The following is a 14,823-nucleotide window of genomic DNA, read 5'->3' as shown; positions in this document are numbered from 1 at the left end:
ATTAAAAGCAAATTAATAATTATCAGGGCAATCGAAAGGGGTTAAATTTGTTAGCTGAGTGTTAATTCCAGAGTGTTTACAGACGCGGCGTACTGCTTTTCAATACGTAGACGCTAAAAGGCATATGATTTACTATTTATTCAGAAGCAACGTTACAGAAGATATTAAATTTATTACTAACCACAACGTATTCAGTGTTATTTTCGGCCAGAAGTCATTTCCTCAGTTGCAGGATATCTGTGTATGGCCTTCTGAAAATATACGGATTATCACCATGGGATGGACCCTGCTTTATTCTATAAGGTCGCGTCACCCATTCTGCTAAAACCCTTTTGGTGGCGTTTTTAAATCCTTATAGCGGTTATTGTACCTGGTACAACAAGTCTATATCTGTTTAATTTACAGAGGGGAAAGTGTTCCAAATGAAAATCAAAAATGTGGCGCTGGCGATTGCCGCGGCGGGGCTGCTGTTATCTTCTCAATCAGTACTGGCAAGCAGTGATTCTGGCGTTAATGCTTCCCTGGATACAGGCGCTGGCTCGCAGAGCACAGGCGGCGTGATCAACTTTACCGGGAAAATCACCCTTATTTCCTGTGATATTACCCCTGCGTCAAAAAGCAAAACGGTAGACCTCGGCGCGTGGGCGAAAAGCTACTTCGACGATCACAGCGAAACGACGCCGCGTGAGTTCAAAATCAACGTAGAGAACTGCCCGGAGACGGTTGAATCGGTTGCGGTACTGTTTGACGGAACCAAAGATACGGTGAATGACACACTGCTACAGGTTACGCCAGGCGAAGGTATGGCGACGGGCGTCGGCGTGAAGCTTTATAACAGCGATCGCAGCACCGCGATTAAACCGGGTACGGTATCTGAAACAACCGCACCGGATGCTGAAGGCAATGCTGAATTAACGTTTTATGCCTCTCTCGACAAAGACGGGTCGGAAATTAACGCGGGCGACGTCAATGCCGTTTCCAACTTCCTGATGGTTTATAACTGATTTCACTCTCAGCCACCTCCAGAGATAATAATGATGAAACGTTTATCGTATATTATGCTCACTGCATTAATGGTTAGTTCTGCGTCAGTTTCCGCTGGCGTTGTAATGGGGGGAACACGGATCGTATACCCACAACACAGCAAGGAGGTGGCATTTTCTGTTTCTAATATGGAAAGTGCGGTTCCCTATCTTATTCAGTCGTGGGTTGAAGGTGATGGGCAGGATAAAAATAACGCTGCGCCATTTATTGTTACACCACCTCTGTTCAGACTTGATCCGGAGCAGACCAACACGCTGCGTATTCAATATACCGGCGCTCCGCTGCCCACAGATCGTGAATCTGTATTCTGGCTCGATATTAAAGCGATTGCGCCAAAGCCAAAAGAGAGCAGCAACGAATTACAAGTTAACGTTAAATCGAAATTTAAAATTTTCTACCGCCCGGACAACCTTAAAGGGGACGCTGCCACTGCCTGGCAGAAAATAACGTTTTCGCGGACGGGAAAAGGGCTTAAGGCCGCCAACCCGACGCCATACTACGTCTCTTTTTATCGACTGTCCGTTGGCGGGCATAAAATTGAGCAGCCGGGCATGATCGGTCCAGGGGAAATCCGCGAATGGCCTGTGTCCGCCTCCGGGGGCGTAAGCTGGTCGGCTATTAATGATTTTGGTGCCATCACCGCCACCCACACCCAGCCTCTTTAAGACCATGTCTTTTCGCCTGTTTCGTTACGCGCCGCTTTCGGTGTTGCTGCTTAGCTTCAGCCGCGCGGGGATGGCCGAGGATTACTTTGATCCCGCCGCGCTGGAGCTTTCCTCTACCGAACAGAAAACGGCGGATCTGCACTATTTCTCTGAAAAGGGCGGGCAGATGCCAGGCACCTGGCTCGTGACGCTGGAGATTAACGGACGCGAGGAGCGGCATCAGGAGATCACCTTCGTCAATGAGAAAGGCAGCCTGCAACCCGTTTTTAGCGTATCGCTGCTGGAAGCGCTTGGGGTGAATGTCAGGGCCATTCCTGCATTCTCACGGTTGCGGGAGGGAGAAACGTTCACGCACCTCGCGGATTTCATTCCGGCAGCGCGAACCTCCTATGATTTCAACCAGCAGCGTCTCTTTCTCAGCCTGCCGCAGGCGGCGATGAAACACCGCAGCCGTGGCTACGTGCCGCAGTCGCAGTGGGACGATGGTATCCCGGCGGCATTTACTGATTACAGTCTGTCGGGCGGCCAGGCACATCATCAGCGTGGCGTCACGACATCCAGCTATCTGAGCCTGCGTAACGGTATCAATCTGGGGGCGTGGCGGTTGCGCAACACCTCCGCCTGGAGCCACAGCGACGCGGGCGGCGACCATTTTCAGTCGCAAAGTAGCTGGCTGACCCGGGATATTCGCCGTCTTAACAGCCAGCTACGGATCGGCGATGCCTGGACCGCAGGCGACGTCTTCGATAGCGTGGCGTTTCGCGGGGTACAGCTCACATCAAGCGAAAGCATGTTGCCCGACAGCCAGCGCGGCTTCGCACCAACCATCCGCGGCGTCGCACACAGCTTCGCTAAAGTCTCCGTTTCGCAAAATGGCTATGTGATCTATGAAACCTGGGTGGCCGCCGGGCCATTTATCATTAACGATCTGTTCCCCGGCGCACAAAGTGGCGATCTACAGGTGACGGTCACGGAAAGTGACGGCTCAACGCGCGTCTTTACCCAACCCTATTCTGCGGTGCCGTTTATGCGACGCCTGGGCAGCCTGAAATACAGCCTCAACGCCGGACGATTTCACTCCGGCTCCGGCGATGCGCGTTCACCTGAGTTTGTTGAAGGCGCTTTCTTCTACGGTCTGCTCTCCAGGATGACGGTGTATGGCGGTTTTCGTACGGCGAGCAACTATCAGGCCGGTGCAATTGGCGTAGGCAGAGGGTTTGGCGCATTTGGCTCGCTGGGCATTGACGATACGCTGGCAAAAAGCCGTTTACCCAATGGCAAAAGCGCGATGGGGCAGGCGTGGCGCATTCAGTATCAGAAAGATTTCAGCGCTACCGGCACCGCCTTCAACCTGGCGAGTTATCGCTATGCCTCGCGCAATTACTATGAATTCAGTGAACTGAATCAGTCTGACAGCCAACAGCTGCAACTCAATAATCGCCGTAGCCGCTCGCAGGTCACCTTCTCACAGACGCTGGGTCAGTTCGGCAGCCTCAGCGTCTCGGCATGGATGCAGGATTACTGGCATACGTCCGGGCAGGATAAAACCATCCACATTGGCTGGTACACCAGCTGGCGAGGCATTACCTGGGGCGCGGGGTATGACTACACCGACTCAGCGCTTGAGCAGCATCCCGATCGTACCGTGTCGTTTAACGTCAATGTTCCGCTTGGTCACTGGTTACCGGACAGCTCGGTCAGTTACTTCATCAACCACAACAATCGTGGGATGACCACTCAGCAGGTGTCACTCAACGGCAGTGCGCTGGCGAATCGCAACCTTAATTACAGCGTTCAGCAGAGTAAGGCCAGCGAGGGACAAGCCGACAGTACCAGCCTGGCGCTGCAATACAACGGTGGCTACGGCAACGTCAGCCTCGGTTATGACCACAGCCGAAGCGGTAGCAACGCGAGCCTCGGACTCGCCGGAGGCGTTATCGCCACGCAGTATGGCGTCACGCTTAGCCAGCCGCTGGGCGATACCGTCGCCCTGCTACGCGTGCCCGGCGCGGCGAACGTTGAGCCGGAGGGCTACAACGGGATCCATACCGACAGCCGCGGCTATGCGGTCATGCCAACGCTCTCGGCGTATCGCAAAAATACCGTCAGCCTTGATACGGCGACGCTGGGTGAGAACGTCGACGTTGAGCAGAGCGGTCTGACGCTCATTCCCACCAGCGGCGCGGTGGTGCTGGCCAATTACAAAACCCACATTGGTTATCGCGTTCTGTTTTCCCTGCGCTACCACGGCGAACCGTTGCCGTTTGGCGCGCAGGCTGAAGTGGTGGAGCAGAACCGCCATTCTGCAAACCGAAGCATGGTCGCTGACGGCGGTCAGGCCTACCTGAGCGGGGTACCAGAGCGCGGCACCCTGCGCGTCAGCTGGTATCAGGACGGGGAGCAGCAGCAATGCCAGACACCTTTCAGACTGGGGAAAGCTCATATGGCCCCCGGTATCGCCACGCTATCCGTTGAGTGCCATTAGAGGAATATCATGCGTCGTTTTATTCACTGGTTTTTCTACCTGAGCCTTCTTTCGCTTTTTGGCATGCTGAGTTTTCATGCCCATGCTCAGACCTCATCTTGCCGCACCACGCGCGATCAGTGGGTCGTTCAGGTGCCCTACGCCATAGGGTATGCGCCCGGCACGGCGGACTGGACGCCGATATCTGCGCCGATACAGTCTACCGGGGCGGATTTCTACAGCTGTGATGGCGGGAATGATGCCTGGCGTAGTATCGGCTTTGTCGACGTGGATAACCCCGTCGGCACCGTGGTTGGTGAAGACGGAGCGTCACGTCACGTCTATAAAACTCAGATCGACGGCATCGGCTATGCGCTGGGGTTCCGGGAACAGCAGTACTGCGGCGCCGATGCGGTACGCTATATTGACGGCACAAGTCAGGTGAATGGCAATGAGTCCAGGCGCATTTGCGACGCATCGCAAAACCCCGCCTTTGCCAGCGCCTCAATGTATAAAATGCAGTTCTGGGTGGTGTTTTACAAAATTCCAACGACCAGCGCCATGCCTGACGATAACGCCAATTCCCAGGAGCAAAATGTAGGATCGCTGATATTGCAGGCGGGAGAAAATCAAGCCAGCGCCACCAACGTGGCGACACCGGTACAGATCCATCTCGCCAGCTTCACCGTCAGGCGTACCAGCTGTTCAGTGGGCTCTCGCAGCATTCTTGTTCCCATGGGGAGCGTGAGCCAGCGTGAATTTCATGGCATAGGCTCCCGCGCCGGAGGCGGACGCTTCAGCATTCCGGTGACCTGCGAAAATAACACGGCGGTGAAGATGGGTTTCTTTGGCGATACCACGCCGGGCAACGATCGGGCGCTGGCGTTGACGAAGCAGGAGGATAGCGCCAGCGGTGTCGGGATCGAACTGCTTTACGGTGACAATACCGGTTCGGTTCAGGGGCAGGTGGTACCGTGGAACACCCCACAGGTGTCAGCATTTGGGCAAGTGGGGGATAACCAGACGCAAACCTTCTGGTTTGATGCGCATTACCTTCAGACGGAAGAGAACGTGACGGCGGGAAAAGCGGATGCGATGGCGACGTTTAACCTGATTTACAACTGAGTTTCCCCTGCCGCAGCGGCAGGGGAGGACGATCAGAACGCGGTCTTACAAAAACCCGTCATCTCTTTCAGGCCCATTTCGCGACCAAGCTCAGTCATCGGGTGCACCACCACCAGGCCACGGACGCTTTTCTTCAGCTTGCCCATGTCGGCCTGCTCTTTTTTGGTGATCGCGCGGCGATGCGGCATGTTCATCAGCTTCTGCGCTTCTTTACTCAGCTTCTGGCCTTTCACTTCGCGCAGGCGTTCAATTTCCGCCTCCAGCTTCACGGACTCTTTTTCCAGCTCGGCATATTTCTCGGCAGAATCGACCAGGGAGAGGCCAGCCATCTGATGGCGGATCAGATCCAGACGGTCGCTCAGGCGTTTAATTTCGTTCTTTTCGACTTCTTTCATGACAAATAACTCTGAAAACGGGGAATTTACAGGGAAGGATACACCAATGTGTGCGGGCTTACTTCTGAAACGCTTTTTTTAAGCTGATTTTAGAAATCAGCTCAGTCAGGGAAAGCACCATGGTGGAGCGCACAACCTGTTGATAACGCAGCTTTTGCATCGCGTACAGATCAGGGTCGCTGTTATCAAACTGAGGTGTGGGAGGGAGCGCGGATACGCAGTGCAGTTCGCCGAAGGGCCCCAGTATCTCATCATCGGTAAAGGTGTACTCATTACCGTCATGATTGAGCTCTTCGCGCAGCGCCATTAACAGCTCGGCGTCTTCATACTCCTGGCGGTTCAGCACGCCAAGACCGTAAATCAGCTTCAGCCGTACCGATAAATCGCCCAGCGGTCCGTCTCCGTCCAGTAACGGTTCTACAGCATACTTTACCGCGTAGTCGTCTTTGCGAAACACCTGAAGCACCAGAATGTTCACCGCCTCGGTTAACAGCTCGACGGCGGCAATCAGGAAACTTCGTACGGTTTTGCCAGCATTCAGACGCTCAAGCACACGATTTTCAAAGGCCTGGGTTTGTTCCATTATTGCCTGCATATCTGACAATCTGTTATTCGGGCGCAGGCTAACCTGCGCCGGACTCTGCATCATTTGGTTGCGTTGTATGCGCTGACCGCCTCCGCAAATACGTCACTGTTGGCATCCAGACCGGAGATCTGCGCCAGCGCAGCCTGCGCGCCTTTGTCATCAATCAGCTGAGCCAGCTCAATCGCCTGCGGGTCCTGCTCGCTGCGGTAGTGCATGGCGGCAGCGATGCCCTTCACCAGGTTAGCGTGCGGCAGGCCGTATTCCAGCGTGCCCAGCAGCGGTTTAATCAGGCGGTCGCCCGCGCTTAGTTTACGCAGCGGCTGACGACCCACGCGCTCAACGTCATCTTTCAGATACGGGTTTTCAAAACGACCGAGGATTTTCTGGATGTATGCCGCGTGTTTATCAGCATCAAAACCGTAGCGTTTGATCAGCACCGCGCCGCTCTCTTCCATTGCCCCTTTGACCACCGCACGGATGTTCTCATCGAGGATCGCGTCACGAATCGTCTGATGACCGGCCAATTTTCCGAGGTACGCGGTTATAGCATGCCCGGTGTTCAGCGTGAAGAGTTTACGTTCGACAAATGCCATCAGGTTATCGGTTAATTCCATTCCCGGAATGGTCGGCAGCGCGCCCTTAAACTGGGTTTTATCAACGATCCACTCGCTGAAGGTTTCCACGGTCACTTCCAGCGGGTCGTTGGTGGCGGATGCTGACGGCGGAACGATGCGATCCACGGCGGAATCCACAAAACCCACGTGCGCTTCAACCCAGGCTTTATCTTCGTCGGCGACGGCCGCAAGAACGTGGCCTTTCAGCTGCGTGGTGCCGCGCACCATGTTTTCACAGGCGATGATGTTCAGCGGTGTTTCAACGCCCTGTGCTTTACGCTTCGCCAGGCCTTTCGCAACCGCCGGGGCGATACGCTCAAGCACCACCGGACCCACGGCGGTGGTGACCAGATCAACGCTCGCGATGAGGTCAATCACGTCGTCGCCAATGCTACTTACCGCGTTGACGCCAGAGACCGTTTCAACCTGTTCGTTTTCACCCACCACGTGAACCTGATAGCTATGACGGGCATTCAGGGCATCCAGAACCACCTGATTCACATCGGCGAATGTCAGGGTAATGCCCGCGTCTGCCAGCAGTTTACCGATAAAGCCACGACCGATATTACCTGCGCCAAAATGTAATGCTTTCATAGTGTTAACCTTTATCAATGTTTTTACCCGAGAGGGCTGGGGTGAGGAACGTTTTCCCCTCACCCTAGCCCTCTCCCCGGGGGGAGAGGGAAGAGGCGCTGTTATTTGTTCAGCAGGGCCAGAACTTCTTCAACGCTGGTGGTGTTGGCCAGACGCTCAATAACCGTTTCGTCATCCAGCGCGTTGGTCAGGCTGGTAATCACCTGGATATGCTCGTTGTTGCGAGCGGCGATACCAATCACCAGACGGGCGATGTCGTCCTCTTCTTCACCGAAGCGCACGCCATCAGGATACTGACAGAACACCACGCCGGTTTTCAGCACGCGGTCTTTGGCTTCCACCGTACCGTGTGGCACCGCGATGGATTCACCCAGGTAGGTTGGGGTCAGCTTTTCGCGTTCCAGCATCGCCTCAACGTACTCAGGCTGAACGTAGCCGCCTTTCACCAGCTGCTCACCGGCGAAGCGAATGGCCTCTTCTTTATTGGTCGCCGTGCGGCCAAGGAAGATGTTTTCAGCGCCCAGTTTGAACAGATGCGCGTTGCTCTCGTCGAAGCTGTCTTGCAGGCTGGTACGCACTTTCACTTCGTTATCTTCATGGCGCTGCGCCGCCACCAGGCGTTCGGTCAGGCTGGCGTACAGGCCGCTGTCGAGGAAGTTGGTCAGGGAAATGTGCTGTGCCTGCGGTACCTGACGCATAGCGCGTTCGGTCAGATCGCGGTGCGTGATCACCAGGTCAACGTCCGGCGGCAGGCTGTTAATCGCGCTGTTGGTGACGGAGATGTTGGTCAGACCCGCATCCTGCACTTTCTTCCGCAGTACGCCCGCACCCATTGCGCTGGAGCCCATACCGGCATCACAAGCCACGATGATTTTACGCACGTGGCTCAGGTCGTTAGAGACATCTCCCGCCGCCAGCGGCGTTGCGCCTTTGGATTCGGCTTTCATGTCATGCATACGACGGGTTGCCGCTTCGATATCGTCGTCTTCTTTCACCTTGCTGGTTTTCAGCAGGATAGCGGAGGCCACGAAGGAGACCGCCATGGCCGCACAGATCGCCGCGATGTTCGCGAAGTAGGCGCCTTTCGGGGTCATCGCCAGCACCGCCAGGATAGAGCCTGGAGAAGCCGGAGACACCAGACCACCGCCCAGTACGCTCAGGGTGAACACGCCGGTCATACCGCCAAGGATAACGGCCAGGATCAGACGTGGGTTCATCAGCACATACGGGAAGTAAATTTCGTGAATACCGCCCAGGAAGTGAATGATCGCCGCGCCGCCAGCAGACTGTTTCGCGCTGCCGCGACCAAAGAACATGTATGCCAGCAGAACGCCCATACCCGGACCCGGGTTCGCTTCAATCAGGAAGAAGATGGACTTGCCGAGATCGTGTGACTGCTGAATACCCAGCGGTGAGAAGATACCGTGGTTGATGGCGTTGTTCAGGAACAGGATTTTCGCTGGTTCAACGAAGATAGACGCCAGTGGCAGCATGTCGTGCGCCACCATGAAGTTAACGCCCGCCGCCAGCAGCTTGGACAGCACTTCAACCGCCGGGCCAATGCCGAGGAACGCCAGAATCGCGAGGATCATCCCGATGATGCCCGCAGAGAAGTTGTTCACCAGCATTTCGAAGCCGGATTTGATCTTGCCATCAACCCAGACGTCAAATTTCTTGATCGCCCAGCCGCCCAGAGGACCGGCAATCATCGCACCGAGGAACATCGGCATATCCGCACCGACGATCACCCCCATGGTTGTGATGGCACCCACGACGCCACCGCGGTCACCGCCCACCAGACGACCACCGGTATAACCGATGAGCAGTGGCAGGAGATAGGTAATCATTGGGCCAACAAGTTTTGCCAGCGTTTCGTTAGGCAACCACCCTGTCGGAATAAATAATGCGGTGATAATACCCCACGCGATAAACGCGCCGATATTTGGCATCACCATGTTGCTGAGGAAACGACCAAAGCTTTGCACTTTGATCTTGAAATCGGATGACATAAAACACCCCTTCTTATGTTTACGCTTAGGCTTGTGGCCCGAGGTTTATCGTTAATGTGCGGCGGCAGAGGTAGCCGGGCCCTGTTCTGATGCTGTGAAATCTGGCACTGAATCGTTCAACTGTCCAGACAGCGAAATTTTGTGTGATCTGAATCACATGAATGTGGGGGGTGAGGACATTAATGAAGTGATCGCTATCACATAATGAGTGTGTAAAAAAAATACATCGCTCAGAATTACGCCAAAATGGACGGTGTTTTGTGATTTATATCACAATGTTAAGTTGGCTGTTTGTTTCCAGATTGTGATTTGATTCACAAAATATTTTTATGCAGATTTCTCCCGTATTCCCTCATGGCAGGAATGCGATACGCATACCTGCCTTTTTCCACGGCTTGATCCATACTGACCTCTTTATGGGCATTAAGGATAAGCAATGAAACTCATCGGCAGTTATACCAGTCCTTTCGTGCGTAAGATTTCGATTCTCCTGCTGGAGAAAGGGATTGAATTTGAATTCGTGAATGAACAGCCCTACAACGCAGAGAACGGCGTTGCGCAGTACAATCCGCTCGGGAAAGTCCCGGCGCTGGTAACGGACGAGGGCGACTACTGGTTTGATTCCCCGATCATTGCGGAGTACATCGAACTGCTTGGCGTTGCGCCAGCCATGCTGCCGGCGGATCCAAAAGCAGCGCTGGCGATGAAGCAAATTGAAGCCCTGGCGGATGGCATTATGGATGCGGCATTGACGTCCGTACGCGAGCAGGCAAGGCCCGCCGCCCAGCAGTCAGAAAATGAGCTGCTACGCCAGCGCGAAAAAATCAGCCGCAGCCTGGATATGTGCGAACAGCTGATCCGCGACGGGAAAATTCAGAGCGATAGCCTGAATCTGGCGACGATCGCCATCGCCTGCGCCATTGGTTACCTCAATTTCCGCCGCGTCTCGCCGGGCTGGTGCGTGGATCGTCCGCTGCTGGTCAAACTGGCGGAGACGCTCTTCCAGCGCGAAAGTTTTGCCCGGACTGAACCGCCAAAGGCTTGATGCGGGTTATAACACTTCCTGGCGGGAGGCGGTACAATCCCCCCACATGTTAACTCCCTCTCCCGTCGGGAGGGGGGAAGATATTTACTCGCCAGGCGCATTCATGACTACTCATCATTCCCTCTACAGCCAGATCCCCGCTACCGATCGTCTGCTTCGTGACCCGCGCATCACTGCGGTGCTGGAGCAGTTTGGCCATACTGCAACGGTCGACATGCTACGCCAGCTTCAGGACGATGCGCGTCGCCATATTCAGGCTGAGAACGCGCTACCCGGCTGGTGCGTGGCGTGGGAGCAGGAAGTTGAACGCAGGCTGAGCAAGCACGGGCAAAGCGCGTTGCGCCCGGTTATTAACCTGACAGGCACGGTTCTGCACACCAATCTGGGCCGGGCACAGCAGGCCGAAGAGGCAACAGAGGCCGTCACCCGTGCCATGCGCTCGCCGGTGACGCTGGAGTACGATCTGGACGGCGCCGGGCGTGGGCATCGCGATCGCGCACTGGCGGATCTTCTCTGCCAGATCACCGGCGCGGAAGATGCCTGCATTGTGAATAACAACGCGGCGGCGGTGCTGTTAATGCTGGCGGCCACCGCGAGCGGAAAAGAGGTTGTCGTCTCTCGCGGCGAGCTGGTGGAGATCGGCGGGGCGTTTCGTATTCCGGACGTCATGCGCCAGGCGGGCTGCACGCTGCATGAAGTGGGCACAACCAACCGTACCCATGCAAAAGATTATCGCGCGGCGGTGAATGAAAACACCGCCCTGCTGATGAAAGTGCATACCAGCAATTACCATATTGAGGGGTTCACCAAAACGGTGGAAGAGGCCGAACTGGCCGCCATCGGGCGCGAGCTAAACGTGCCGGTGATTGCCGATCTCGGCAGCGGGTCGCTGGTGGATATGCGCCAGTACGGTCTGCCGAAAGAGCCCATGGTGCAGGAAATGGTTGCCGCGGGCGTAAGCCTGGTCAGTTTCTCCGGTGATAAATTGCTGGGCGGGCCGCAGGCGGGGATTATCGTCGGCAGGCGCGAGCTGATTGCGCAGCTACAGCAGCACCCGCTGAAGCGCGCCCTGCGTGCCGATAAAATGACGCTGGCCGCGCTGGAAGCCACGCTGCGGCTCTATCTCCACCCGGAGAAACTGGCTGACCGCCTGCCCACGTTGCGTTTGCTGAGCCGTGATGCGGCCTCCATTCGCGCGCAGGCGGAAGCGCTACTGCCGCAGGTTGCTCCTCATTACCCTGAGTTTGACGTTCGTATCGAGCCTTGCCTGTCGCAAATTGGCAGCGGCTCGCTGCCGGTGGACAGGTTACCGAGCGAAGCGCTGACGTTCACCCCGCGCGACGGACGCGGAAGCCAGCTTGAGGCGCTGTCGGCGCGCTGGCGCGCATTACCGACGCCGGTGATTGGCCGGATCGGTGACGGGCGCATGTGGCTGGATTTACGCTGTCTGGAAGATGAAGTGCGGTTTCTGGAGATGATGTTGAAATGATTATTGCCACCGCCGGTCATGTTGACCACGGCAAAACCACGTTATTGCAGGCCATTACGGGCGTGAATGCCGATCGCCTGCCGGAAGAGAAAAAGCGCGGCATGACCATTGACCTGGGTTACGCCTACTGGCCGCAGCCCGACGGTCGCGTGCTGGGCTTTATCGACGTGCCCGGCCACGAGAAGTTTCTTTCCAATATGCTCGCGGGCGTGGGCGGGATCGATCACGCCCTGCTGGTGGTCGCGTGCGATGACGGGGTGATGGCGCAAACGCGCGAGCATCTGGCGATCCTCCAGCTGACGGGAAACCCGCAGTTGACCGTCGCCCTCACCAAAGCGGACCGTGTGGATGAGGCGCGTATCGACGAGGTGCGTGAAGAGGTGCTGGCGGCGCTGAGTGAGTACGGTTTTAGGGATGCCGCACTGTTTGTCACCGTGGCGACAGAAGGCCGCGGTATCGACGCTCTTCGCGACCATTTGCAGCAGATCCCGTCTCGTGAACATGCCAGCCATCACCGCTTCCGTCTGGCGATCGACAGGGCATTTACCGTGAAAGGGGCTGGGCTGGTGGTGACCGGCACCGCGCTGAGCGGCGAAGTGAACGTGGGCGATACCCTGTGGCTGACGGGCGTGAACAAACCGATGCGCGTACGCGGGCTTCACGCGCAAAACCAGCCGGTGGAACAGGCCCACGCCGGGCAGCGTATCGCGCTGAATATTGCCGGTGATGCCGAAAAAGACCAGCTTAACCGCGGCGACTGGCTGCTGGCCGACGCGCCGCCGGAGCCTTCTGAACGGATCATCGTTTCTCTCCAGACCCATACCCCGCTGACCCAGTGGCAGCCGCTGCATATCCACCACGCGGCCAGCCACATCACCGGACGCGTGTCGCTGCTGGAAAACGATCTCGCCGAACTGGTGTTCGACTCCCCGCTCTGGCTGGCGGATAACGACCGCCTGGTTCTGCGCGATATTTCGGCGCGGGAAACGCTGGCGGGCGCGCGCGTGGTCATGCTGGATCCGCCCCGTCGCGGCAAGCGTAAGCCCGAGTATTTACAGTGGCTGGCCGCACTGGCCCAGGCCCGCGATGATAAGTCTGCGTTAGATATCCACCTTGAGCGTGGTGCGGTGGATCTGGCGGCGTTCGCCTGGGCGCGCCAGCTCAGCGGCGAAGGATTGCGTCTTCTGACGCAGGAGCCAGGTTTTATTCAGGCCGGCAACAGCCTGCTGAACGCGCCGGTGGCGGCGCGCTGGCAGCGCAAAGTGCTGAGCACGCTGGCGACCTACCATGAACAGCATCAGGATGAGCCCGGTCCGGGTCGTGAACGTCTGCGGCGCATGGCGTTGCCCATGGAAGACGACGCGCTGGTGCTGTTGCTGATTGAAAACATGCGTGAAAGCGGCGTGATTGCAAGTCATCACGGCTGGCTGCACCTGCCGGAACACAAGGCCGGTTTTACCGCTGAGCAGGACGCGGTCTGGCAAAAAGTGGCGGCGCTGTTTGGCGATGAACCGTGGTGGGTGCGCGATCTGGCGCGTGAAACCAATACCGATGAGCAGCTGATGCGTCAGGTACTGCGCCATGCGGCGCAGCAGGGGATGATTGTGGCGATCGTGAAAGATCGTTATTACCGCAACGATCGGATCGTGGCGTTTGCGAACCTGATCCGGGAGCTGGATCAGGCGCGCGGATCAACCTGCGCCGCAGACTTCCGCGATCGGCTGAACGTGGGACGCAAACTGGCGATTCAGATCCTGGAGTATTTCAACCGCATCGGGTTTACGCGTCGTCGTGGCAATGACCATGTGCTACGCGACGCGCAGTTATTTCCCTAAGCGTTAAGCGCTGCGCGCCTGCTTCTGCTTAGCCAGCCAGACCGCGCCCAGCCTTCCCGCCTGGTTACCCAGCTCGCAGGGAAGGATGGGCACCCGGAGCGCTTCCCACTCCTCGAATCGCTGTAGGTATTTATCCAGCAGGAGATAGATTTTCTCCTGCTCGCTAATGCCGCCGCCAATCAGCACCGCCTGCGGATCAAACATGGAGATCACGCTGTAGATGCCCCGCGAGAGGAAATGCGCCCACTCTTCTATGGCCTCACGCAGATGCACGTCGCTGTCCATGCGTCTAAACAGCTCCTCACCGTCAGGCATCTCATCTTCCGACACGGCCAGCGCGCGGCGGCAGGCTTTCATCAGGCCGCTGGCGGACGCCACTTCGTGCATCGGCTCGCCGTTGTTGCCAACGGGCAGCACGCCAAACTCACCCGCCCGGTAGTGCGACCCACGGTAGAGATCGCCCTCCATGACGATACCGCCGCCGATGCCGGTGCCGATGGTGATGCAGACAAAATGCTCATAGTCCTTACCGGCGCCCTGCCAGCGTTCGCCCAGCGCCGCGCAGTTGGCGTCATTTTCGGTTGTTACGGGGAGATCGGTCAGCTGTGCGAAAAGCTCGCACAGGTTTTCACCGTCAAGGTAATCCAGCGCCCCGGCCTTGGCCGCTTCGCCGGTATGGTGATTGATGTGGCCCGGAAAACTCACGCCGATGCCGACGATCTCATGCTCTTGGCGGTACTTATCCACCACCGCTTTCCACTTCTGTTTGAAGGTGCTTTCATCGTCAGGCGTATCATATTCATCGGATGTCAGTTCTTCGCCGTTTTCGTTGATCACGCCGTGTTTGATGTGGGTTCCGCCCACGTCAAAGCCGATAAATAGCTGCATTGCATTGTTCCTCATGAGCCCCTGAGCTATTAAGTATGGCTCCGGCGGCAGAAACGAAACGTAAAGTACG

At 56.7% G+C, this 14,823-nt stretch carries 12 protein-coding genes; 7 read left to right on the top strand and 5 right to left on the bottom strand.

Going from position 1 to position 14,823, the window contains the following annotated elements; all coding sequences use genetic code 11:
- Nucleotides 1-422 precede the first annotated feature (422 nt).
- From ACOTY5_RS21750 to ACOTY5_RS21735, 4 genes are read left to right on the top strand one after another with little or no spacing between them, the layout of a single operon-like run.
- Nucleotides 423-1,004, top strand: a complete 582-nt coding sequence (locus ACOTY5_RS21750) for a fimbrial protein (protein ID WP_015572771.1) — start codon at nt 423-425, stop codon at nt 1,002-1,004.
- 30 nt (nt 1,005-1,034) lie between these two features.
- Nucleotides 1,035-1,709 (top strand): fimbrial biogenesis chaperone, encoded by a 675-nt coding sequence (locus ACOTY5_RS21745; RefSeq protein WP_023295610.1) that lies wholly within the window; start codon nt 1,035-1,037, stop codon nt 1,707-1,709.
- Nucleotides 1,710-1,713: 4 nt separating this feature from the next.
- Entirely contained in the window at nt 1,714-4,194 is a 2,481-nt protein-coding gene (locus ACOTY5_RS21740; protein ID WP_032651950.1) for a fimbria/pilus outer membrane usher protein, read from the top strand.
- Nucleotides 4,195-4,203: 9 nt separating this feature from the next.
- On the top strand, nt 4,204-5,298 hold the full coding sequence (locus ACOTY5_RS21735; protein ID WP_015572768.1) for a fimbrial protein: 1,095 nt from the start codon (nt 4,204-4,206) through the stop codon (nt 5,296-5,298).
- 32 nt (nt 5,299-5,330) lie between these two features.
- Here the strand turns inward: ACOTY5_RS21735 and ACOTY5_RS21730 are convergent, their stop codons facing one another.
- The 4 genes from ACOTY5_RS21730 to ACOTY5_RS21715 form a co-directional block, all read right to left on the bottom strand.
- Nucleotides 5,331-5,693 carry a YibL family ribosome-associated protein gene (locus ACOTY5_RS21730; protein WP_015572767.1) on the bottom strand — a complete coding sequence of 121 codons (363 nt, stop codon included), beginning with the start codon at nt 5,691-5,693 and terminating at the stop codon, nt 5,331-5,333.
- A 58-nt stretch (nt 5,694-5,751) separates the two neighbouring features.
- Entirely contained in the window at nt 5,752-6,342 is a 591-nt protein-coding gene (mtlR, locus tag ACOTY5_RS21725; protein ID WP_017382580.1) for a mannitol operon repressor MtlR, read from the bottom strand.
- Nucleotides 6,339-7,487, bottom strand: a complete 1,149-nt coding sequence (gene mtlD, locus ACOTY5_RS21720) for a mannitol-1-phosphate 5-dehydrogenase (RefSeq protein WP_045142688.1) — start codon at nt 7,485-7,487, stop codon at nt 6,339-6,341. Before mtlD ends, mtlR begins: the two co-directional genes overlap by 4 nt.
- Before the next feature lie 101 nt (nt 7,488-7,588).
- Nucleotides 7,589-9,496: a PTS mannitol transporter subunit IICBA gene (locus tag ACOTY5_RS21715; protein ID WP_015572764.1), complete on the bottom strand. Its 1,908-nt coding sequence runs from the start codon at nt 9,494-9,496 to the stop codon at nt 7,589-7,591.
- A 436-nt stretch (nt 9,497-9,932) separates the two neighbouring features.
- Here ACOTY5_RS21715 and ACOTY5_RS21710 point away from each other — a divergent pair, with 436 nt between their 5' ends.
- From ACOTY5_RS21710 to selB, 3 genes are all read left to right on the top strand, one after another.
- The gene (locus tag ACOTY5_RS21710; protein ID WP_015572763.1) at nt 9,933-10,541 is read left to right on the top strand and encodes a glutathione S-transferase; all 609 of its coding nucleotides are present in this window, start codon (nt 9,933-9,935) and stop codon (nt 10,539-10,541) included.
- 103 nt (nt 10,542-10,644) lie between these two features.
- A complete protein-coding gene (selA, locus tag ACOTY5_RS21705; protein WP_023304616.1) occupies nt 10,645-12,030 on the top strand; it encodes an L-seryl-tRNA(Sec) selenium transferase in 1,386 nt (461 codons plus the stop codon).
- Entirely contained in the window at nt 12,027-13,865 is a 1,839-nt protein-coding gene (selB, locus tag ACOTY5_RS21700; RefSeq protein ID WP_017693788.1) for a selenocysteine-specific translation elongation factor, read from the top strand. Before selA ends, selB begins: the two co-directional genes overlap by 4 nt.
- Before the next feature lie 3 nt (nt 13,866-13,868).
- On the opposite strand, the gene ACOTY5_RS21695 is transcribed toward selB, so the two are convergent.
- A complete protein-coding gene (locus ACOTY5_RS21695) occupies nt 13,869-14,753 on the bottom strand; it encodes an ROK family protein (RefSeq protein ID WP_015572761.1) in 885 nt (294 codons plus the stop codon).
- Nucleotides 14,754-14,823 lie beyond the last annotated feature (70 nt).

This window comes from Enterobacter cloacae complex sp. SHL018, from assembly GCF_049237905.1.
GTDB classification, from domain to species: domain Bacteria; phylum Pseudomonadota; class Gammaproteobacteria; order Enterobacterales; family Enterobacteriaceae; genus Enterobacter; species Enterobacter hormaechei_C.
This window is presented reverse-complemented; position numbering and strand designations above follow the sequence as displayed.